The sequence below is a fragment of the Kitasatospora sp. NPDC001132 genome (assembly GCF_053598415.1).
On sequence record NZ_JBSFKF010000005.1, the window covers coordinates 227,658 to 247,792 of the forward strand.

At 74.7% G+C, this 20,135-nt stretch carries 20 protein-coding genes; 8 read left to right on the forward strand and 12 right to left on the reverse strand.

Annotated elements, in window-relative coordinates; all coding sequences use genetic code 11:
* Window positions 1–75: 75 nt before the first annotated feature.
* Complete coding sequence (locus ACWDBE_RS09540) at window positions 76–1,362, reverse strand: hypothetical protein (RefSeq protein ID WP_449807633.1); 1,287 nt, start codon at window positions 1,360–1,362, stop codon at window positions 76–78.
* 328 nt (window positions 1,363–1,690) lie between these two features.
* Between ACWDBE_RS09540 and ACWDBE_RS09545 the strand changes: the two genes are divergently transcribed.
* Entirely contained in the window at window positions 1,691–2,191 is a 501-nt protein-coding gene (locus tag ACWDBE_RS09545) for an SsgA family sporulation/cell division regulator (RefSeq protein ID WP_449789371.1), read from the forward strand.
* 34 nt (window positions 2,192–2,225) lie between these two features.
* Here the strand turns inward: ACWDBE_RS09545 and ACWDBE_RS09550 are convergent, their stop codons facing one another.
* The 3 genes from ACWDBE_RS09550 to ACWDBE_RS09560 form a co-directional block, all read right to left on the reverse strand.
* Window positions 2,226–3,662: a GAF domain-containing protein gene (locus ACWDBE_RS09550; protein ID WP_449807634.1), complete on the reverse strand. Its 1,437-nt coding sequence runs from the start codon at window positions 3,660–3,662 to the stop codon at window positions 2,226–2,228.
* A gap of 191 nt (window positions 3,663–3,853) precedes the next feature.
* The gene (locus tag ACWDBE_RS09555) at window positions 3,854–5,098 is read right to left on the reverse strand and encodes a M56 family metallopeptidase (protein ID WP_449807635.1); all 1,245 of its coding nucleotides are present in this window, start codon (window positions 5,096–5,098) and stop codon (window positions 3,854–3,856) included.
* Window positions 5,095–5,514 (reverse strand): BlaI/MecI/CopY family transcriptional regulator, encoded by a 420-nt coding sequence (locus tag ACWDBE_RS09560; protein ID WP_449789374.1) that lies wholly within the window; start codon window positions 5,512–5,514, stop codon window positions 5,095–5,097. Before ACWDBE_RS09560 ends, ACWDBE_RS09555 begins: the two co-directional genes overlap by 4 nt.
* 115 nt (window positions 5,515–5,629) lie before the next feature.
* On the opposite strand from ACWDBE_RS09560, the gene ACWDBE_RS09565 reads away from it, so the two are divergent.
* From ACWDBE_RS09565 to ACWDBE_RS09580, 4 genes are all read left to right on the forward strand, one after another.
* A complete protein-coding gene (locus tag ACWDBE_RS09565) occupies window positions 5,630–6,298 on the forward strand; it encodes a DedA family protein (RefSeq protein WP_449789375.1) in 669 nt (222 codons plus the stop codon).
* Window positions 6,298–6,966, forward strand: a complete 669-nt coding sequence (locus ACWDBE_RS09570; RefSeq protein ID WP_392914092.1) for a phosphatase PAP2 family protein — start codon at window positions 6,298–6,300, stop codon at window positions 6,964–6,966. The genes ACWDBE_RS09565 and ACWDBE_RS09570 overlap by 1 nt, the downstream gene beginning before the upstream one ends.
* Window positions 6,967–7,240: 274 nt before the next feature.
* Complete coding sequence (locus ACWDBE_RS09575; RefSeq protein ID WP_449789376.1) at window positions 7,241–8,362, forward strand: TIGR03364 family FAD-dependent oxidoreductase; 1,122 nt, start codon at window positions 7,241–7,243, stop codon at window positions 8,360–8,362.
* A gap of 11 nt (window positions 8,363–8,373) precedes the next feature.
* Window positions 8,374–9,048: a phosphonatase-like hydrolase gene (locus ACWDBE_RS09580; protein WP_449789377.1), complete on the forward strand. Its 675-nt coding sequence runs from the start codon at window positions 8,374–8,376 to the stop codon at window positions 9,046–9,048.
* A gap of 243 nt (window positions 9,049–9,291) precedes the next feature.
* On the opposite strand, the gene ACWDBE_RS09585 is transcribed toward ACWDBE_RS09580, so the two are convergent.
* The 7 genes from ACWDBE_RS09585 to ACWDBE_RS09615 form a co-directional block, all read right to left on the reverse strand.
* Window positions 9,292–9,783, reverse strand: a complete 492-nt coding sequence (locus ACWDBE_RS09585) for a hypothetical protein (RefSeq protein WP_449789378.1) — start codon at window positions 9,781–9,783, stop codon at window positions 9,292–9,294.
* 131 nt (window positions 9,784–9,914) lie between these two features.
* On the reverse strand, window positions 9,915–10,238 hold the full coding sequence (locus tag ACWDBE_RS09590; protein WP_392878414.1) for a DMT family transporter: 324 nt from the start codon (window positions 10,236–10,238) through the stop codon (window positions 9,915–9,917).
* Window position 10,239: 1 nt separating this feature from the next.
* Window positions 10,240–10,956: an HAD family hydrolase gene (locus tag ACWDBE_RS09595; RefSeq protein WP_449807636.1), complete on the reverse strand. Its 717-nt coding sequence runs from the start codon at window positions 10,954–10,956 to the stop codon at window positions 10,240–10,242.
* A gap of 72 nt (window positions 10,957–11,028) precedes the next feature.
* Complete coding sequence (locus ACWDBE_RS09600; RefSeq protein ID WP_449789380.1) at window positions 11,029–12,114, reverse strand: ABC transporter ATP-binding protein; 1,086 nt, start codon at window positions 12,112–12,114, stop codon at window positions 11,029–11,031.
* Between the two features lie 21 nt (window positions 12,115–12,135).
* Window positions 12,136–12,984: an ABC transporter permease gene (locus tag ACWDBE_RS09605; RefSeq protein ID WP_449789381.1), complete on the reverse strand. Its 849-nt coding sequence runs from the start codon at window positions 12,982–12,984 to the stop codon at window positions 12,136–12,138.
* On the reverse strand, window positions 12,972–13,955 hold the full coding sequence (locus ACWDBE_RS09610; protein WP_449789382.1) for an ABC transporter permease: 984 nt from the start codon (window positions 13,953–13,955) through the stop codon (window positions 12,972–12,974). The genes ACWDBE_RS09605 and ACWDBE_RS09610 overlap by 13 nt, the downstream gene beginning before the upstream one ends.
* A 43-nt stretch (window positions 13,956–13,998) precedes the next feature.
* Window positions 13,999–15,168 carry an ABC transporter substrate-binding protein gene (locus ACWDBE_RS09615; protein ID WP_449789383.1) on the reverse strand — a complete coding sequence of 390 codons (1,170 nt, stop codon included), beginning with the start codon at window positions 15,166–15,168 and terminating at the stop codon, window positions 13,999–14,001.
* A 341-nt stretch (window positions 15,169–15,509) separates the two neighbouring features.
* On the opposite strand from ACWDBE_RS09615, the gene ACWDBE_RS09620 reads away from it, so the two are divergent.
* Complete coding sequence (locus tag ACWDBE_RS09620) at window positions 15,510–16,376, forward strand: GntR family transcriptional regulator (RefSeq protein WP_449807637.1); 867 nt, start codon at window positions 15,510–15,512, stop codon at window positions 16,374–16,376.
* 63 nt (window positions 16,377–16,439) lie between these two features.
* Here ACWDBE_RS09620 and tmpA read toward each other — a convergent pair whose 3' ends face one another.
* Window positions 16,440–18,038 carry a 2-trimethylaminoethylphosphonate dioxygenase gene (gene tmpA / locus ACWDBE_RS09625; protein WP_449807638.1) on the reverse strand — a complete coding sequence of 533 codons (1,599 nt, stop codon included), beginning with the start codon at window positions 18,036–18,038 and terminating at the stop codon, window positions 16,440–16,442.
* Window positions 18,039–18,372: 334 nt separating this feature from the next.
* Between tmpA and ACWDBE_RS09630 the strand changes: the two genes are divergently transcribed.
* Both ACWDBE_RS09630 and ACWDBE_RS09635 read left to right on the forward strand, forming a co-directional pair.
* Window positions 18,373–20,010: an APC family permease gene (locus ACWDBE_RS09630; protein WP_449789386.1), complete on the forward strand. Its 1,638-nt coding sequence runs from the start codon at window positions 18,373–18,375 to the stop codon at window positions 20,008–20,010.
* Window positions 20,011–20,070: 60 nt separating this feature from the next.
* On the forward strand, window positions 20,071–20,135 hold a 65-nt coding region (locus ACWDBE_RS09635), incomplete at its 3' end, for a DUF3263 domain-containing protein (protein WP_449807679.1).

Genomic DNA, 20,135 nt, shown 5'->3' on the forward strand with positions numbered 1-20,135 from the left:
GTACGGGGATGCGCCCGTCCGGAACGGCCTGCGGCCGGATCGTCGAACGACCGTTACAGGGCGGCCTTCGGCAGGTCAGGGTGCCGTGGCAGCAGGGGCGGTGGCCGCCCCGGCACCCGCCCCGGAGGCCGGTGCGGGCAGCGGCTGCACCGGGCCGAAGGTGCCGAGCGCGGCCACCGCGCGGGGGTGGTCGAGCGCGAAGGCGGAGACGCTCCAGCCCTCCACCGGGGCCGCCCTGCGCACCCCGGCGGACGGGTCGGCGGCCGGCCGGGCGCCATGGACGCCGAAGGTGTAGGCGCCGGGCCGGACGTCGGTGCCCGGCGGGGTGGTGAAGCGGTAGACGAGGGTGCCGCGCTCCTGCTGGGCGGTCACCACGGCGCCCGGCAGGTCGGTCCAGGCGGTGCCGTTGCCGGGGGCCGACTCGCCCGGGGCGAGCCGGAACTCGGCCTGGAACGCGGTGACCGGCTCGGCCACCGCGAGGGTGAGCCGGTGGCGCAGGCCGTCGCGGCCGAGCGGGGAGAGCCGGGCGGCGCCGGTCAGCGCCTGGTCGGTGTCCGCGGAGGGCCGGGGGCCGGCCGGGCCGGTGCCGTCGACCGTGTCGGCCGGGGCCTCCCCGGCGGGGGAGGCCCCGGTTGCCGGGAGGGGTGCGACCGGCGGCGGCACGGGGCGGGTGGGCGCGGTCGGCCGCAGCCCGGGGAGGTTCGGTGCCGGGCCGCCGGGGGCCGCGCCCTGGTCGGGCTGCCCGGCGCCCGGGGCGGGAGCCGGACCCGGGGCGTAGCCGGGCTGCTTGGCGTTCGGGACCGGGGGGACGGAGACGGAAGGGGAGGGCGAGGGGTCGGCCTGGACGCGGGCCTCGGTGCCGGCGAGCTGGGTGCCGGAGGCCGGCGCCTCCTGCCCGGCCGAGGCCTGGCCGCCGGTCTGGGGCGCGCCGGGGCTCCCGCCGTGGGGCGCGGACGGGGAGGCGGCGACCGGCGCGGGCCCCGTGGGGTGCGCCGAGAGGTGCGAGGAGGCGTTCGGTGAGGGCCGGCCGCCGACGGGGCGGCCGGAGGAGGAGCCGGTCGACGGGCCGTCGGTCGGGGTCTGCGCGGAGGCCGCCTCGGCCTGGTCGGTGGTGCCCGGCGTGGGCGGCGGGGTGGTGCCGACCCGGGCGACGCCGGCCCGGCGGCCGACCCCCTGCTGCTCGTTCAGCAGCAGGGTGGTGGCGATGCTGATGCCGACCACGGTGGACATCGCCATCGCGGCGCCGGAGAAGCGCAGGGTGGGCAGTCGGAACAGCCCGCCGAACGGGCGCGGCCGCCCGTGCCGGCCGTGCCGTGCGGGCTCGTGCTGCACGTCCCGCGCGGTGTCCTCGCGCACAGCCACCGGACCCCTCCCTCCCCGAAGCCGCCGTCGCGTCGCCGTATTCTCCCACGCGTCACCGTCGGGCCCGGCTCCGGCCGCCGAGGACCGGTTCCGCGCGGGCCCGCGCGGGGAGGGGGAGAGCGTACCAGCGGGCGACCGCACCCCGGCCGGTTCCCATCCACTTCATGGACACCCGTTCGATGCGCGGAAGTTGACACTCCGTCCGACAAGCGCGGTAAGGGGTCGGCCGCGCCGGGCGGGGGTCGTTGCAACCCCCTTGCAACCCTTGCCCGGTGCGCCGGGTGTGACGCACGCTGAGGGCATCCCACGCCGTCCCGGAGAGACCGTCATGCCGCCCGACCCGCTGTCCGCAGCCTCCAGTGCACCCCTCGCCGCCACCCCCACGGGCGGCGATGGGGACGGCTCCACCGCCGCTCCGGCGGCGGTGGAGGAGGTGCTGATCCTGCGAATCTCGCTGGGCGAGGAGGTGGTCGGCGAGGTGCTCACCCGGTTCCGGTTCGACGCCGCGCGCCCGTACGAGGTGCTGCTGACCTTCCACCTGGGGCGGCCCGACGAGGCCGACTGGGTGTTCTCCCGCGAACTGCTGCGCGACGGCCTGCGCGCGCTGAGCGGCCAGGGCGACGTCAAGCTGTGGCCGGCGTACTGCCCGTGCCACGGGGCGACGCTGCACCTGGCGCTCGAGTCCCCGCACGGCAGCGCGCTGCTGGAGGCTCCCAGGCCCCGGGTGCAGGCCTGGCTGGACCGCACCTACGCCCTGGTCTCCGAGCGTCAGGAGCGGGTCTGCGGCCCCACCGACGCCGACCTGGCCGCCCTGCTCGCGGACGGCTGAGGCCGACCGGGGCCGGGGTCGCGGCGCCGGGGTGTCAGCGACGTCCCGCCGGACCGGCGGCGCGCGGCGGCGGGAGGGACGGCGTACCGGGCAGCCGGGCCGTCCCCGCGGCCAGCTCGGCCCGCAGCCGCCGGACGGCCGGGGCCGAGGAGGCGGGCAGCAGGTCGTACGGGTCGTCCGGCCCGTCCACGGTGACCAGCACCGATTCCGCGAACCGGTACGGCCGGTGGGCCAGCAGACCGCCCAGGTAGCGGCGCAGCCGGGACAGCTCGGCGCGGACCGTCACCGTCCGGCGGGCGTCGTCGAACAGCGCCTCCGCGAGCTGGGCGGCGGTACTGCCCTCGCGTCCGGTGGCGAGCAGGAGCAGCAGTTCGGCGTGGCGAGGGCTGAGCGGGTGCGACCAGCTGTCGGCCGCGCTCCGGACGGACAGTTCCGGGCGGTCCGGGCGCCGCAGGTCGAGCCGGAGGTGGGCGCCCTCGGCCTGTTCGGCGGTCACCGCGCCGGAGCCGCCGTCCTCGGGTGACCGCACCGGGCGCACCAGCCAGCCGTCGGCGAGCGGCTCCAGCACGCACTCGCCCAGGCCCGGCACCCAGTGCACGGCGGCCGGGGTCCAGCCCCCGCTGGGCACCCGCAGCCGGCCGACCGGCGGCAGCCCGGCCGCGGCGGCGGTCCAGCCGGCCGCGTCCACCACCAGTGCCGGGCCGCCGACCCGGGCGAGCAGCGGGGCGGCCAGGGCGCGCAGCTCGTGCAGCGCCTCCAACCGGTGGGCGCGCAGCTCGGTCTCGGCGAGCCGGGCGGCGGTGGCGGTGAGCTGGAGCAGGTACGGGCGGACGCTGTGCGCCGGGACGCTCAGGTTGACGGCGCCGACCAGCTGCCCGGTGCCGGGGTCGCGCAGCGGCGCGGCGACGCAGGTCCAGGCGTGGTGGCTGCGCAGGTAGTGCTCGGCGGAGTGGACGTGCGTCGGGCGCCGGATGCGCAGGGTGGCCGCGATGCCGTTGGTGCCGACACGCTCCTCGGTCCAGCGGGCGCCGGTGATGAAGCCGATCCGGTCGGCGCTGCGGCGCAGGCCGCGCTCGCCCTCCTGCCAGAGCACATGGCCCTCGGCGTCGGCGACGGCCACCAGCAGCGGGGCCGCGCCGCCCACCTCCAGCAGGGTCTCGCGCAGCACCGGCAGGACGGTGTCGAGCCCGCTGGTGCGGCGGCGCTGTTCTATCTCGCCGGGGCCGAGCAGGACGGCGGCGGCGCCGCTGTCGGGGTCGAGGCCGAGGCGTCGCAGCCGGGCCCAGGAGTCGCCGATCTCGGGCCGGGGTTCGAGCAGGCCCGGGCCCGCGGGCTGCGCGGTGAGGGCGGGGGCGGCCAGTTCCCGGGCGGCGGCGTCGGCGAGGGTGCGGTCGTGGACCTTGGCCAGTTCCGTCGCGGTCGGCGGGGTGCGGCGCTCTGGTCGTCGGGACTGCCGTCCGGTCTGCCGCACGCGCTTCGCTCCTCGCCACCGTTCGAGGACGCGCCGGGGCCGACGCGCTGACGAAAGCGTACGGGGGCGGTGGGCCGCTGGGGACTGGGTCCGGCAACTCCGCCTACCGGGCGGTACGGAACCGTGGCCGGCCCCGGGCCCCGGCGGCGCCCGGCGGGCGTTCGGCGGCGGGGTCCGGGGGCCGGGCTGGATCAGTGCCGTGCGCCGGTGCCCTGCTGGGCCGCCTCCACGGTGTGGTGCAGGTCGGCGGTGGCCGCGAGGGTGGCGCCGGTGCTCAGCGCCAGGCAGGCGGCCAGGGCCACGGCGGCGGCCCGCAGCCAGGTGCCGGGGGCGCCGGCCTGGCGGGGCTGGAGCAGGGCGGCGACCCGGCGCGGGACCGGTCCCGAGTGGGCGGCGGCGACCAGCCGGGGGCGGCCCGGCCAGGGGGAACGGCTCGCGGCCAGGGCGGCCCGGCCGACCGCGCGGGCGGTCACCGTGCGGTCGCCGACCCGGGCCGCGGCCACCTCGTCGGCCCAGCGCTCCAGGTGGTAACCGAGGGGTGCGCGCAGCGGGCGCAGGGCCGGGTGGATGCCGGCGGCGTGCTCGGCGAGGGCGAGGAAGACGTGGTGGCGGGCGGTCAGGTGGGCCCGTTCGTGGGCGAGCAGGGCGGAGCGCTCGGGGGCGCTGAGGGCGCGCAGCATGCCGGAGGTGACGACGATCCGGCCGGGCTCGCCCGGTCGGCCGGGGCGGCCCAGGCGGCCGGGCAGGGCGAAGGCGTCGGCGCACTCGTTGTCCAGGACGGTGAGCGGGTGGTCGGCGGTCCGGAACAGTGCGGCGGGTCGCAGGCGGGTGGCCGTCCGGAGCAGTGCGGCGGGCCGCGCCAGGGCGTCCGGCCAGGCCGGGGGGCGTGAGCGGCGCACGGAGGCGTGCGGGGGGCGCATGTCCGGATGCTGGACGGAGGAGGGCTCGCGGAGCTGGTGGTGGGCGCCGGTCCGGTCCGTACGGTGATCGTCGGCAGCCGCGGCACCCGTGGCACCGGCGCGGTCGGCGAGGCTGCCGTCGGGGCCGCCGGAGGGTTCCGTGCGGGGCGCGTCGTGGGCCGGGAGCGCGGCCCTTGCGATGCGCAGCTCCCGCAGCTGCCGGCGGGTGGTGCGCACCGCGAGCGCGCCGAGCGCGAGGAGCGCCGGGGCGGCCAGCACGGCCGCGAACGGCGCGTCGGGCGAGGCCGCGGTGAGCCAGGGCAGCGAGAGGTGGCCGAGGGCGGCGACCGGTGGGAGCTGGAGCAGCCCGTCGACGGCCAGCAGGCCGAGCGAGCAGAGGGTGCCGCCGGCCAGGACGGCGGCGCTGCCGGCCAGCATCCAGGCGGCGGCCCGCGGCGGCAGCGCCTCGGCGAGGCGGCGGGCCAGCGGAGCGGCCAGGAAGGGCAGCAGCAGCGGGACCCAGACGGCGAGCATCATCGGCCGGCCGCTCCCGGTGCGCCCGGCCCCGTCGGGTCCGCCTCCGGGGCGCCGTCGCCGAGCAGGTCGCGCAGCAGCTGCTCGTCCTCGGCGGAGAGGTCGGAGACGAAGCGGGCCAGTACGGTGGAGCGGTCGGCCTCGCGGCCGAGCTCGGTGTGCATCCGGCGGGCGGCGAGCCCCGCGGTGTCCTGGACGGTCGGAACGTAGGCGTAGGCGCGGCCGGCCCGGGTGCGCTCGACCGTCCCCTTGTCGAACAGCCGGGCCAGGATCGTCGCGACGGTGGTGCGGGCGAGGTCCCCGCCGAGCGCGGCCTGGACGTCCTGCGGCGTCATCGGCTGCCGGGTCGACCAGAGGGCGGCCAGCACCTCGGCCTCCAGCTCCCCGGCGGGCCGGCGGACGGACGGTACGTCGGGCATGGCGGCGCTTCCTCCAAGTTTCGTCTACAGTCATGTAGACCGTCTACGCGACTGTAGACGATCAGGGCGGGTTCCGATGCGAACCGCCCTCCAACGTACGGGAGGTCCGTCGGCCTTGCTCCAGTTCCTCGCCGATCCGGCCGTTCACCTCGCGGTGAACCCGCTGGACGCGTCCTCACTGCTCGCCGCCTTCGGCGCGCTCGGCATCGCCGCGGTGCTGTTCGCCGAGACCGGCCTCCTGGTGGGCTTCTTCCTGCCGGGCGACTCGCTGCTGTTCACCGCCGGACTGCTCTGCGTGCCCGGCGCCACCCAGGGGCCGCAGCTGGAGCTGTGGCAGGTGCTGCCCGCCGCCCTGGTCGGTGCGCTCGGCGGGGCGCAGGTCGGCTACCTGATCGGCCGGCGCGGTGGCCGGGCGCTGCTCGCCAGGACCAGGCGAAGGAGCCTGCTGGAGGGCGTGGCGCGGGCCGAGGAGCTGCTGGCCAAGTACGGCCACGGCAAGGCGATCGTGCTCGCCCGGTTCATCCCGGTGGTCCGTACGGTGCTGAATCCGCTCTGCGGCGTACTCGAGGTGCCGGTCCGCTCGTTCACCTTCTGGCAGGTGGCCGGAGGCGCGGTCTGGACGGTCGGCGTGGTGTTCGCCGGCTACGGGCTGGGCTCCTCCATCCCCGGTATCGACCAGTACCTGCTGCCGATCATCGGTCTGGTAGTAGTTGTCTCCGTGCTCCCCATTCTTCTCGAACTGTTCCGCGCCCGTAAGGCGCGGCGTCACGGAGGTGACGCGTGATGTCCTCCCGGGCGCTCGCCGTGTACGACGGCAGCGGAATCGACGGCGGCCTGTACAGCCGGGTCAACGGCTGGGCGCAGTCGGCGCCGCACTGGCTGGACGAGCTGATCAAGGTCTGGTCGGCGCTCGGCCTCGGACTGTTCGCGGTCTTCATGGTCTACGCCTGGTGGCGGGCGCGCGGCGCGGACTCGGCCGTGATGGCCAGGGTGCTCGCCTCGCCGCTGATCGTGGTCGTCGCGTACGGCGTCAACTCGGTGTTCAAGGGCGCGGTCGAGGAACTCCGGCCGTGCGCGCAGATCCCCGGCAGCGTCGCGCTGGAGACCTGCCCGGGCACCGGGGACTGGTCCTTCCCGAGCAACCACTCGGTGATCGCCTTCGCCGCCGCGGCCTCGCTCTGGTTCGTCAACCGGCGGCTCGGCTGGGTGGCCGGCCTGTTCGCGGTGCTGATGGCCGCCTCCCGGGTCTGGGTCGGCGTGCACTACCCGCACGACGTGGCGGTCGGCGCGCTGGTCGGGCTGCTGGTCGCGGTGCTGCTGGCGCCGCTCGCCGGGCGCTGCGGGCCGCTGGTGGACCGGATGCGGGCGGGCGCGCTGCGCCCGCTGCTCGGCGCGGGGGAACTGCCGGTGGTCGCCCACGGCTACTCCGGGTACCGGGCGCAGGGGCGCTGATCCGGGTGATCCGGGCCGCGGCCGGCCGCCGGGCCGCCGCCGTTCCGTAGTCCTCCCGCCCCTCGTCCGCTCTCGGACGACGGGTGGAGCGGGTGAGCCGGGCGTGGAGCCTCCTTCGGGGGCGCCCGCCCGGCTCATTCGTGTCCGGGCGCGGGTGGTGCGGTCGTGGCTCCCGCGGGCCAGCGGCGGGTTGTCTGTACAACTTCCCAGGTGGTTCATCTGCGGGACGGCGGGTCGACGCCCCTCCGACACCTGGGCGCACCAGCCTGGACGCATGAGAGTCATCGTCGTAGGAGCAGGCGTGCTCGGCAGCATGCACGCCTGGCAGGCCGTCGAGCGCGGCCACGAGGTCGTCCACCTGGAGCGCGAGACCGAGGCGCGCGGTGCCTCGGTGCGAAACTTCGGCCTGGTCTGGGTCAGCGGCCGGGCACAGGGCGAGGAGCTGGACACCGCGCTGCGGGCCCGCGAACTGTGGGAGTCCATCGGCTCCCGCGTCCCCGACCTCGGCTTCCGGGCCAACGGCTCGCTCACGGCCGTCCGCACCGAGGCCGAACTCGCCGTCGCCGAGCAGGCCCTGACCCTGCCGGACGCCGCCGCCCGCGGCTACAAGCTGCTCGACCCGGACGAGACCCGCGCCGTCAACCCGGCCCTGCGCGGCAAGCTGCTCGGCGCCCTGTGGTGCGAGCGCGACGCCGCCGTCGAGCCCCGCACCGCCCAGCGCGCGCTGCGCGGGTACCTGGAGTCCACCGGCCGGTACACCTTCCTGCCCGGACGCGAGGTGCGCGAGGTGGTCGGCCAGAACGCCGTCCGCGACGACCACGGCGACGTCCACACCGGCGACCTGGTGATCCTCTGCACCGGCGCCTGGCTCGGCGGCCTGGTCCGCGAACTCGCCCCCGCCCTGCCGGTCCGCCGGGTGCGGCTCCAGATGATGCAGACCGACCCGCTCGGCGAGACCCTGACCACCTCCGTCGCCGACGGCGACAGCTTCCGCTACTACCCCGCCTTCGCCGGCACCGCCCTGGACCGGCTGCGCGGGACCCAGCCGCAGCCACCGGTCGCCGCCGAGCACAAGATGCAGCTGCTGATGGTCCAGCGCCGCGACGGCGGCCTGACCATCGGCGACACCCACGAGTACGACCAGCCGTTCGGCTTCGACGTCGTCGAGGACCCGTACGACCACCTGGTCGGCGTGGTCGAGGAGCTGCTCGGGCGTCCGGTGCCGCGGATCCGCCGCCGCTGGGCCGGGGTGTACGCCCAGTGCGTCGACTCCACCCGGGTGGTCCACCGCGAGCGCGTGCGCGACGGCGTCTGGCTGGTCACCGGCCCCGGCGGCCGCGGCATGACCTGCTCGCCCGCCATCGCCGAGACCACCGCCGAACTCGTCAACCTGTAAGGAACGCTGTCATGACCAACGACATCAGCCTGGTCGTCCTCGACATGGCCGGCACCACCGTGGCCGACGACGGCCTGGTCGAGCGGGCCTTCACCGCGGCTGCCGCGAAGCTCGGCGTCGAGGCCGGCAGCCCGGAGTTCGACCCGATGCTGGCCCACGTCCGGGCCACCATGGGCGAGTCCAAGATCTCCGTCTTCCGCCACCTGTTCGGCGAGGAGGAGAGGGCCCAGCTGGCCAACGCCGCCTTCGAGGCCGCCTACGACGACCTGGTCGACGCCGGCCACTGCGCCCCGCTGCCCGGCGCCGCCGAGGCCATCGCCGAACTGCGCGGCCAGGGCCGCAAGGTGGTCCTCACCACCGGCTTCTCCCGGACCACCCAGGACCGCATCCTGGACGCCCTCGGCTGGCAGTCCGTCGCCGACCTGACGCTCTGCCCGGCCGACGCCGGCCGCGGCCGCCCGTACCCCGACATGGTGCTCACCGCGCTGCTGCGCACCGGCACCGACTCGGTCCGCCGGATCGCCGTCGCCGGCGACACTGGCTACGACATGCTGACCGGGACCCGGGCCGGCGCCTCGGTCGTCGCCGGCGTCCTCACCGGCGCCCACGACGAGGCCCGCCTGCGGGCCGACGGCGCGACCCACGTCCTCGGCTCGATCGCCGAACTGCCCGCACTGCTGGGCTGACCGGGCGTTCCCGGGGCGGGCGGGTGTCGCGGCGAAAGCGCGCGACGCCCGATCCCGGCAGGCCGTAGGCCGTCCCGGGCACGGGGACCGGACAGGTCGCGGACGGTCACGGCGGCCCGGCCGAGCGGGAAGTCGAGGACGGCGACCGGCACCGGGGGCCGTCATTCACGGGACTTCTACGGGCCGTCGACGCCTTCTTGACGCCGGCGGCCCGGCCCTGGAGCGGACATCCGCGACGGGGGCTCAGCGGCGCCAGAAGCCGCGCTTCTTCCGGCCGACGAGCTGCACCACGGCCGCCACGAACAACTCGGCGACGGGGGAGGGCCCGGGGCCGTGGTTGAGGTGGCTCTCGGCGGTCCACTCGCCGAGGACGGTGCCGGGGCTGCCGTCGAGGGGGCTGAGCGCGTGCTCGAGGGTCACGTAGCGCACGGCCCTGGCGCCCTTGGGCTGGACGGCGGCGACGAAGTGGGCCTCGGTGGCGCCGACCGGGGTGGGCAGGGTGACCAGCAGCATGTGGTGGCCGTCGACCGACAGGTGGCGGCAGTCGAGGCCGTGGCCGGGCAGGCGGTCCTCGGGCGGCAGGGACGCGCCGAGGTCGTCCCAGATCTGGGTGACGACGGGCAGCAGGCTGCCGCCGTCCGGGGTCGGGGTGGCCACGCGCGGGCCGAACTCCAGCACCTGGCGGGCGAGCTCGCGGTGGACGAAGCGGTAGTGGTGGGGCCGGGGGTCCGTCATGGGGACACCGTAGCGAAGCCCTCGGGGCGGGAGGTCGGCGCGTCCGACTTCCCGCCCCGACAGGCTAGTTGAAGCGCTTGGATGAAAGTGACGACTCGTCAGGGAAATCGGTCGGGGGTGCTCGGGGGCGGTCAGGAGTGGCCGCCCTTCAGGTTGAGCACCACCACCCCGACGATCACCAGCGCGATGCCCAGCCACTGGAGTCGCCCGAGCGACTCGCCGAAGGCGACCACGCCTATCCCGGCGACCGCCGCGGTGCCGGCCCCGGACCAGACCGCGTAGGCGACCGAGACCGGTATGTGCTTGAGCGCGCGGCCGAGCAGCAGGAAGGAGAGCGCGTAGCCGATGCCGACGCCGAGGCTCGGCCAGAGCCGGGTGAACCCCTCGGTGAGCTTGAGGCAGCTGGTGGCGCAGACTTCGCTGGCGATGGCGAGGGCGAGCAGGAGATAGGGCATGTCAGGGTCGAACCGCGCCGGCTCCGGCGAGCTTCCCGAGCAGGGCGAGGTCGGCCTGCTCCAGGCTGGCGAGCAGGGTGATCCGCTCGCCCCGCGGCATCGGCACCGCGGTGGACGGCACGGCGAGCACCGCGCAGCCGGCCGCGGTGGCGGAGGCGACCCCGGTCGGGGTGTCCTCGACGGCGAGGCAGTCGGCCGGGTCCAGGCCCAGCCGCTCGGCGGCGGCGAGGTACGGGTCGGGCGCGGGCTTGGTGCGCGCCGTCTCCCCGGCGGCCAGGGTGACGGCGAACCAGTCCCGGCCGATGGCGGACAGCACCAGGTCCACCACCCCGCGGGGGGAGGCGGAGACCAGCGCGGTGGGCACCCGGGCGTCGCGCAGCGCGGCCAGCAGGGCGAGCGCGCCGGGGCGCGGCACCGTCTCGGTGGCGACCTTGGCGGCGAAGGACTCGTCCAGCCGGGCGGCGAGTTCGGCCTCGCCGAGGGCGGTGCCGCTGACCCTGTGCAGGTGGGCGGCGGTGTGCTCGACCGCCTGACCGAGCACCTCGGGGGCGTCCTGGTCGGTGAGCGGGCGGTGCAGCTCCTCGGCGAGCTCGGCGGCGGCCTGCCACCACAGTCGCTCGGTGTCGACCAGGGTGCCGTCCATGTCGAACAGGACGGCGGCGGGCAGGGCGGGGGAATCGGCCAGGGCGGGGGATCCGGGCATGGCGGAGTCAGGCATGGCGGTACCTTCGGGTGGCTCTTCGGTGGTTCGGCGGTGCTCCGTCGGGCGGAGCGGGGAGGTACGAGGCTCTCAGGCCGCGCGGCGGTCCACCAGGACCGGGCGCTCCGGCAGGGTGAGCGAGGCCCGCGCACCGGCCGGCAGCGCGGCGGCGGCCTCGGTGGGCAGGTCGGCCTTGACCTCGGTGCCGTCGTCCAGGCGGACGGTGAGCCGGGTGACGGCGCCCAGGAAGGAGGCGGTGACCACCAGCGCGGGGCCGTCCTCGGCCGGGGTCAGGGTGACGTTCTCCGGGCGGACCAGCACCTGGAGCTCCCCGTCGGCCGGGATCTCGCCGTCCACCGCGTGGCGGCGGCCGAGCACCTCGACGCCGTCCGAGGTGCGGGTGCACGGGATGCGGCTCATGGTGCCGACGAACTCGGCGACGAAGGCGGTGGCCGGCCGGCCGTACAGCTCGGACGGGGTGGCGCACTGCTCCAGCCTCCCGGCGCGCAGCACCGCGACCCGGTCGGCCATCGACAGGGCCTCCTCCTGGTCGTGGGTGACGAACAGGGTGGTGATGCCCAGCTCCTGCTGGAGGCGGCGGATCTCCTCGCGCAGCTGGAGGCGGACCTTGGCGTCCAGCGCGGACAGCGGCTCGTCCAGCAGCAGGACGCGGGGCTGGAGGGCGAGCGCGCGGGCGAGGGCGATGCGCTGCTGCTGGCCGCCGGACATCTGGTGCGGGTAGTGGTCGGCGCGGTGCGGCAGGCCGACCAGCTCCAGCAGCTCCTGGGCCCGCTTGCGGCGCTCGGCCTTGCCGGTGCCGCGCATCCGCAGCCCGAAGGCGACGTTGTCCAGCGCGGTCAGGTGCGGGAAGAGGCTGTAGGACTGGAACACCATGCCCGCGTCGCGCTTGTGCGCGGGGATCGCGGTGATGTCCCGGCCGTCGACCAGCACCTCGCCGGAGTCGTGCTGCTCGAAGCCGGCGAGGATGCGCAGCGCGGTGGTCTTGCCGCAGCCGGACGGGCCGAGCAGGGCGAGCAGCTCGCCCGGGTGGACGGTCAGGTCCAGGCCGTCGAGGGCGGTGGTGGCGCCGAACGCGCGGCGCAGGGAGCGGAATTCGACGGTGGCGCTGCCGGGGGAGAGCGAGACGCCGTTGGCGATGGCGGTGGCCGTGGTCATGACTGGTGACTCCGGGGGGTTTCAGGAGGTGGCGGTCTTGGCGTGGCGCTCGCGTCCGGCGGTGGCCAGCAGGAGCAGCAGCAGCCAGGTGAGCAGCAGGCTCAGGATGGAGACCGCGACCGACATGTGGGCCTGGCTGTTGCCGACCGAGTAGATCCAGACCGGGAAGGGCTGGAAGCCGAGGATCGAGGCGGTGGTGAACTCGCCGAGGACCAGGGCCAGGGTGAGGAAGGAGGCGTTCAGCAGGGCGCCGCGCAGGTTGGGCAGGACGACCGTGAACACCGCGTGCGGCCAGCTCGCGCCGCAGTTGCGGGCGGCCTCGACCAGCGTGCGCACGTCCATCGAGCGCAGGCCGGCGTCCAGGGCGCGGTAGGCGAGCGGCAGGGCCATCAGCACGTACGCGATGACCAGCACCAGCGGGAAGCCCGGGTCCTGGATGAACACGAAGGTCTGGAAGAACGGGGTGTCCATCAGGTGGTCCGGGCCCCAGCGGAGCACGCCGATGATGCCGGCGGTCAGCGCGACCGGCGGGACGACCAGCGGCAGGGTGCAGAGCACGTCGATGACCGGGCGCAGCTTCGGCGAGCCGAGCCGCACGGAGATCAGCGCCGGGACGAGCAGGAGCAGCAGCACCACGACGGTGACCACGGCCAGGCCGAGGGTCAGCCAGAGGCTGTCCAGGAAGCCGGGGGCGGAGAGCAGCCCGGTGTAGGCCTCGAAGGAGATGCCCTTGGGGTCGTCGATGGAGAACCAGAAGGACGCCGCGAGCGGGACGACGAAGTAGACGCCGGCGAGCGCCAGCACGGCGCCGCGCCACCAGCGCACGGTGCGTCGTCGGCCGGGGCGGGCGGGGGTGGTCAGCTGAGCCATCGGGCGCTCCGGCGCTGGAGGGGGAGGTACACGGCCATCACCAGGACGGCCACGACGATCATGTTGAGGCTGAGGGCGAGGGCGAGGTTGCCCTGGCCGACCAGCACGTTGCCGGAGAGCGCGTCCGCGATCGAGCGGCTGACCAGCGGGACGGTCGCGCCGACCATGGCGGCGGCCGTCGCGTAGGCGGCGAAGGCGCTGCCGAAGAGCAGCACGAAGCCGCCGAGCAGGGAGGGGGCCAGGATCGGCAGGGCGACGTGGATCCAGTACTGCGGGCCGGTGGCGCGGTTGTTCTGGGCGGCCTCGCGCCACTGGGTCCGCAGGCCGTCCAGGGCCGGGGTGATGGTGAGCACCATCAGCGGGACGAGGAAGTACAGGTACACGACCGTCAGGCCGGTGAAGGAGTACAGCGACCAGCCGTGGTCGGTGAGGTGCAGCAGCTTGGTGATCTCGCCGGCGTTGCCGAGGGTGGCGACGAAGGCGAAGGCGAGCGGCAGTCCGCCGAAGTTGGCGAGCACACCGGAGGCGGTGAGCACCGCCTGGCGCAGCCAGCCGTGCCGGGAGGTGACGACGGCCTGGGCGAGCGGCAGTCCGAGCACGGTGGCGAGCAGCGCGGTCAGCGCGGAGAGCTTGAGGCTGCTCAGCATGGCCGTCTGGTAGCCGCCCTGGACGGAGGCCGTCAGGTTGTCGAAGGTGAACTGCCCCGCACCGGTCTCCGCGTCGCTGGAGGTGGTGAACGCGCCGATCACGATGGCGACGGTGGGAAGTCCGAAGCCGATCAGGAAGAACAGCAGCAGCGGCACGGCGGCCAGCCAGGACGCTCCGCCGAGGCGGGCGAGCGGCCGGCGCCGCGGGGCGGGGGTGGCGGTAGTGGTGGGGGAGGCGGTCGTGGCGGTGGCGGACGCCCCCGCGCCGCCACCGGGGGAGGTGGCGGCGGGGGTGGTCGGCACCGGGGTGGGAGCCGTGGTCATGAGTGCCTTTTCTCAGCCCGAATTGCGGTACGTGGCCGGGGTGTCAGCCCGCGACGGCCTTGGTCCAGTTCTCGGTGACGACCTTCTTGGCCGCGTTGATCTGGTCGACGGTCGGGAAGTTGGTGAACGGCTTCTCGACCGGCGGCAGCTTGGCGGCCGCGGCGGCGTCCAGGGTGCCGTCCTTCTTCAGGGCCTCGAAGGTCGACGGGGTGGCGTAGCCGCCGAGGAAGAGGTTCTGGCCCTCGGCGCTGAACAGGTACTCCTGCCACAGGCGGGCGGCCGCCGGGTGCGGGGCCCACTTGTTGACGGCCTGGTTGTAGAACTGGGCGTAGGAGCCGTCGACCGGGATGGAGACCTTCCAGTCGACGCCCTTGTCCTTGAACTCGTCGGTGTAGCCAGCGTTCAGGTAGGACCAGTCGATCGAGATCGGGGTCTCGCCCTTCTCGACGGTGGCCGGGGTCGACTCGACCGGGTTGAAGTTGCCGGACTGCTTCAGCTTGCCGAAGAAGTCGATGCCGGGCTGGATGTTGTCCAGCGAGCCGCCGTTGGCGAGCGCGGCCGCGTAGACGCCGCCGAAGGCGGAGCCGGACTTGGTCGGGTTGCCGTTGAGGGCGACCTGGCCCTTGTACTCCGGCTTGAGCAGGTCGGCGAAGGTCGTCGGGCAGACGGCGATCTTCTTGGCGTCGCAGCCGATGGAGACGTAGCCGCCGTAGTCGTTGACGGCGGCGCCGTTCGCGTCCTTCATGGTGTCCGGAACCTTGTCGAAGGTGGACACCTTGTAGGGGGCGAGGATGCCGTCCTTGACCGCCTGGAGGGCGAAGGCGCTGCCCAGGTCGACCACGTCGGGGGCGCGGTCCTGGCCCTTGCGGGAGTTGATCGCGTTGATCTCGTCCTGGCTGGAGCCGTCAGGGTTCTCCTCCTCGACCTCGATGCCGTACTTGGCCTTGAAGCTGTCGATGATCTTGCCGTAGTTGGCCCAGTCCCGGGGCAGCGTGATGACGTGGAGCTTGCCCTCCTTCTTGGCGGCGGCGACCAGGCCGTCCATGCCGCCGAAGTCGGCGACCGAGGTGGCCGACTTGGCGTCCTTGGCGCCGCCCTTGGCGGTGTCGCCGGACTTGGCGCTCGAACCGGCGGAGCCGCAGGCGGTGAGGGAGAGCGCGGCGGCAGTCAGTACGGCCGCGAAGGCGGCGGCGCGGGCACGGTGCACGGTCACGGGGAAGTCTCCTGTTAAGGGGGCGTACTGCGAGGGGCGTTCGCGGGGGGTTCCGCGGGCTTGCGTCTCGCGAAGGGCGGCGGACCGGCCGGGTGGGCGATCGATCGACGTCGTCCGAGTTGACTAGCCAACTTCGCTGACAGCAGTAAGTACGCCGGAGCCCGGTGACGGGAAGGTGAACGGACGGCCCAGAACCGGGGTCGGCTGCGGGAACGGTGGAATCCGGCCATCGGAGCGTGAACCGTTCGGTGCGATGCTTCGAAGGCGCAGCGGGATAAGGTCGGGCTGTCCGCGCCGGTACGGCTGCGCAGGACACCGCCCCAGGAGGGACATTGACTGACGTGGCAACTGAGCCCCAGCACCCCGGGACCGAAGGGCACCCGGCCGCCGGGGACCACTCGGCCGGCGGGGAGCGCTCGGCTGCCGGGGGGCGCCCGACAGCCGGCGAGCCCCCGGCCGAGCGCCCCGGCGCGCTGTACCGGAAGGTGGCCGCCGACCTGCGCGAGGCGATCACCACCGGCGCGTTCGGCGAGGCCGGCCGGCTGCCCGCCGAGGGCGCGCTGGCCGAGCAGTACGGCGTCTCCCGCGGCACCGTCCGCCAGGCGCTCGCCGTGCTGCGCTCCGACGGACTGGTCACCTCCCGCCGCGGCACCCGCCGGGTGGTCCTCGGCGGGGCCCGGGTGCAGAGCTTCTCCGAGCTGCTCAGCTTCACGCACTGGGCGTACTCGATGGGCGAGGAGCCCGGCGGCATCCTGGACTCGCTGGTGCGCCGCCCGGCCGACGCCGCCGAGCGCGAGCAACTGCGCCTGGAGCCGGGCGCCGAGGTGTACGTCATCGTCCGGCTGCGGACGCTCTCCGGCACGCCCGTGATGGTCGAGCGCACCGTCTACCCGCCGCGGGTCGGCGAGATCGTCGCCGAACTGCCGCCGGACGTGGTCTCGCACACCGAAGTGCTGCGCGAGCACGGCATCCTGTTCACCGACGCCGACCACACCATCGACGTCGTCCCGGCCAACGCCGAGGACGCCCGGCTGCTCGGCTGCCGCCGGGGTGGCCCGCTGCTGCGCGAGCGGCGCCGCACGACCGACCCGACGGGCACGCCGGTGGAGTGGTCCCAGGACCGCTACCTGCCCGGGACGGTGGCGTTCAGCGTGCACAACTCCCTGGCCACGTCGGCGCTTTCGCGGCACGCGCGGGAGCTGGACTGAGCTTCCCGCGCGTGCCGCGAGGGGCGTCCTCGGTGCACGGGCGTCCCCGAGGTACGGGTGCCCTCACCGCATGAGCGCGGCGAGCAGCGGGCGGTAGTGCTCGAAGCCCGGCGTCGGGGCGCCGGCCACCTTCGCCTGCTCGTCCCAGCGTCGCACCGCCACCGCGTCCCGGGCGCCCGGGAGTTCGGCGAAGGCGGCGGCCTGGCGCTCGTCCATCGGGCCGCCCTGCACGCTCAGCGTGTACTCGGAGGCCTCGGAGAGCCGCTCCCGGTACCCGGGCTCGACCGCGCACAGGTAGCGCTTGGCGGCCACGTGCAGCCGGACCGGCTCGGTGACCTCCGGGCCGAACCAGCGGGCCAGCCAGTCGGCCCCGCAGTCGCTGTGCCGGTTGTCCTGACCCTCCATCAAATTTTGTCCGTGCAGGGATCCGTGGCCGTGCTCGTCGAAGAAGTGTCCGACGTCGTGCAGCAGCGCGGCGGCGACCAGGTGCTCCGGCGCCCCGGCGGCCTCGGCGGCAGCGGCGGCCTGGAGCATGTGCTCGGCCATGGTGACCTCCTCGCCCAGGTACTCCCCGGCGCCCTCGCCCGCGAACAACGCGGCGATCGCGTCCAGGCCGGCGGCGCGGCGGTGCAGCACGGCGAGGGTGCTGTTCAGCGAGTCGAGGTCGGCGTAGCAGCCCTGGAGGTGGCGGTGGCCGTCCTGCTGGAAGGCCGTCCTGGCGTGCATCAGACGGGTGTTGTCGAAGACCAGGCAGTCGCCGGGGCCGAGGCGGAAGGTGAGTAGGAGCTCGGGGCGCAGGGTGATCGCGGCGAAGCGGCGGTAGGCGGTGTAGAAGGCGTCCAGCTCCTTCGGGCCGTCGGCCCGGACGGTGCCGATCGAGCGGTTGTTGAACCTGACCTCGCGGATCCGGCCCCGCGGGTCCACGTCGATCAGCGGGCGGTCGGCGCGCAGTTCGGTGCGGCGGTCGCGGAAGACGAACGGGACGGGCGTGCGGGTGAGGATCTCGAACGCGTCCGGCGCCTCCTCCCGGAGGATCGCCGCGGCCTTGAAGCCGTCCACCAGTCCGGAGTCGCCGCCGGTCGCCGAGTTCTCCAGGCAGTGCAGCAGCTGGAGGGTGGGCACCGGGTCCCGGTACGGGTTGTCGGTGTGCGGGGCGATGGCGACGCTGGTGAAGGCCAGGTTGTTGGGGTCCGGCTCGACCCGGACGTCGAACAGCTCCCCGTAGTTGGTGACCCGGACGTACCCGAAGCTCTCCGCCACCCGCAGCACCTGCCGCTCGACGGCCGGCACCCCGCGGAGCACGGCGAAGCCGCTGTCCCGTACGGCGGCCAGCACCGCGGCCCGCTCGGCCGGGTCGGCCAGGTAGTCCTCCCAGCGCGCCCGCGGGATGCCGGGCGCGAAGTCCGCCGCCGTCCAGAGCCGCTTGTCCCGCTCGGTGCGCCCGTCGCCCTCGTCGGCCCGGTCCAGCCACTCCAGCGGGTAGCGGGAGCGGTGCCCGTCCGACCAGAGCACCTCCAGGTGCCCGTCGGCCTCGGCGCTCCCGGCGACGGCGAGGCCCTCGGGCAGGTCGTCGATCTGGAACAGCTTCTGCCCGTTGCGCGGGTCCCGGCACTCGGCGCACGGGCAGTTGTCGCGCAGCCAGTACGGCGGCAGTTCGGTCATCGGTCTTCTCCTCGGCGCACTACGGCTGTCGTGTCGGGGCAGTCGTGCAGGGCAGTCGTGTCAGGTCAAGTTGTATAGCCAACTTTGGGCCCTGTCCGGGAGCCTGCCTGCCTCCGGTGAGGTCCGCGTGCCGGGCAGGTGAACGATGCGGGAACTGTGCCGGAGGTCGGCGCGGCGGGCATGTCGCCGGGTGCGTCGGCAGGTGCGGTGGCGGGTGGTCCGGCGAGTGGTTCCGGAGAGCTGTTCGAGTGAGGGGCGCGGGGCGCGGGGCGTTCCGGGGCGGGCGGGTGGGGACTGTCCGAGGAATTCCTCCTGCTTCGAGAGGCGAGCGGCCATGGCCCATTCCTCCTCCACCCCGCCCGGCTCGGGGCACACCGCACTGCGGCGTGAGGTCGGCGTCATCGGACTGCTCTGGGCCTCGGTCGGGGCGATCATCGGCTCCGGCTGGCTGTTCGGGGCGCAGAAGGCGGCGGTGGCGGCCGGGCCCGCGGCGCTGCTGTCCTGGGGCATCGGCGCGGTCGCGATCGTCCTGCTGGCGCTGGTGCACGCCGAGCTGGGCGGGCTGTTCCCGGTGGCGGGCGGTACGGCGCGCTACCCGCACTACGCCTTCGGCGGGTTCGCCGGGATGTCCTTCGGCTGGTTCACCTGGCTCCAGGCCGCCACCATCGCACCGATCGAGGTGCAGGCGATGCTCAACTACGCCCAGCACTGGAGCTGGGCGGACGGCCTGCTGAACAAGAACCTGACGCTGACCGGCTGGGGGTTCGTCGTCGCGGCCGTCCTGCTCGGGCTCTTCGTCGCGGTCAACTTCCTCGGCGTGCGGCTGCTCGCCCACACCAACAGCGCGGCCACCGTCTGGAAGGTCGCCATCCCGGTGCTGACCATCTTCGCGCTCGGCATCAGCGAGTTCCACGGCTCCAACTTCGACGTCCACGGCTTCGCGCCGGACGGTGCCAAGGGCGTGCTCACGGCGATCAGCAGCAGCGGGGTGATCTTCGCGCTGCTCGGCTTCGAGCAGGCCATCCAGTGGGCGGGGGAGAGCCGCAACCCGCGCCGGGACATCCCGCGCGCGGTGCTCGGCTCGGTGGTGATCGGCACGATCGTCTACGTGATGCTCCAGGTGGTGTTCATCGGCGCGCTGCCGCCGGAGACCTTCGCCCACGGCTGGAGCACGCTCGACTACCCCGGGATCAGCGGACCGTTCGCCGGCCTGGCGACCCTGATCGGGCTGGGCTGGCTGGCCACCGTGCTGTTCATCGACGCGGTCATCTCGCCGGCCGGCACCGGGCTCGTCTACATCACCTCCAGCTCCCGGGTCACCTACGGCCTGAGCCGCAACGGCTACGCGCCGCAGATGCTGCAGTCCACCGACAAGCGCGCGGTGCCCTGGCTCGGCCTGCTGATCGCCTGGGTGGCCGGGGTGATCTGCTTCCTGCCCTTCCCGAGCTGGCAGCGGCTGGTCGGGTTCATCACCTCGGCGGTGGTGCTGATGTACGCGGGCGCTCCGCTGGCCTTCGGGGTGCTGCGCAAGCGGCTGCCCGGGATGGAGCGCTCGTACCACCTGCCCGGCGGCTCCGTGGTCTCGCCGCTGGCCTTCGTGGTGGCCGGCTTGGTCATCTACTGGTCCGGCTGGGACACCCTGTGGCGCCTCGGTCTGGCGATCGTGATCGGCTACGTGCTGCTCGGCGGGTACTCCTGGTACGCGCGCTCGAAGGGGCTGCCGAACGCGCCCCGGATGGACTTCCGGGCCGGTCAGTGGCTGCCGGTCTACCTGGTCGGCATGGGCCTGATCTCCTGGCAGGGCACCTTCGGCGTGGGCTCGCAGGGGAACCTGCCGCTGTGGTGGGACATCGTCGTGGTGGTGGCGTTCTCGCTGGTCGTCTACTACTGGGCGCTGGCGATCGCGCTGCCGGCGGAGGAGATCGAGCGGAACATCCGGGGCGTCGAGGTGGTGGACGTCAACGGGCACTGAGGTCCGCGCGAGGCGGCCGCGGGCACCGGGCCACACGGGCACCGCGGCGCGAAGGAGGCGCTGGCGCACGCGCCGGTGCTGGTGAATCGGCTGCGGCGGGTGCGGGAGGCTCGGCGGGGGGCTCG

Coding starts and splice junctions, on each gene's coding strand:
- tmpA (WP_449807638.1), bottom strand. CDS start 18,038: ATGACCGAACTGCCGCCGTACTGGCTGCGCGACAACTGCCCGTGCGCC.
- ACWDBE_RS09560 (WP_449789374.1), bottom strand. CDS start 5,514: ATGCCCGACGTACCGTCCGTCCGCCGGCCCGCCGGGGAGCTGGAGGCC.
- ACWDBE_RS09595 (WP_449807636.1), bottom strand. CDS start 10,956: ATGCCTGACTCCGCCATGCCCGGATCCCCCGCCCTGGCCGATTCCCCC.
- ACWDBE_RS09580 (WP_449789377.1), top strand. CDS start 8,374: ATGACCAACGACATCAGCCTGGTCGTCCTCGACATGGCCGGCACCACC.
- ACWDBE_RS09575 (WP_449789376.1), top strand. CDS start 7,241: ATGAGAGTCATCGTCGTAGGAGCAGGCGTGCTCGGCAGCATGCACGCC.
- ACWDBE_RS09590 (WP_392878414.1), bottom strand. CDS start 10,238: ATGCCCTATCTCCTGCTCGCCCTCGCCATCGCCAGCGAAGTCTGCGCC.
- ACWDBE_RS09605 (WP_449789381.1), bottom strand. CDS start 12,984: ATGGCTCAGCTGACCACCCCCGCCCGCCCCGGCCGACGACGCACCGTG.
- ACWDBE_RS09630 (WP_449789386.1), top strand. CDS start 18,373: ATGGCCCATTCCTCCTCCACCCCGCCCGGCTCGGGGCACACCGCACTG.
- ACWDBE_RS09600 (WP_449789380.1), bottom strand. CDS start 12,114: ATGACCACGGCCACCGCCATCGCCAACGGCGTCTCGCTCTCCCCCGGC.
- ACWDBE_RS09545 (WP_449789371.1), top strand. CDS start 1,691: ATGCCGCCCGACCCGCTGTCCGCAGCCTCCAGTGCACCCCTCGCCGCC.
- ACWDBE_RS09555 (WP_449807635.1), bottom strand. CDS start 5,098: ATGATGCTCGCCGTCTGGGTCCCGCTGCTGCTGCCCTTCCTGGCCGCT.
- ACWDBE_RS09610 (WP_449789382.1), bottom strand. CDS start 13,955: ATGACCACGGCTCCCACCCCGGTGCCGACCACCCCCGCCGCCACCTCC.
- ACWDBE_RS09585 (WP_449789378.1), bottom strand. CDS start 9,783: ATGACGGACCCCCGGCCCCACCACTACCGCTTCGTCCACCGCGAGCTC.
- ACWDBE_RS09570 (WP_392914092.1), top strand. CDS start 6,298: ATGTCCTCCCGGGCGCTCGCCGTGTACGACGGCAGCGGAATCGACGGC.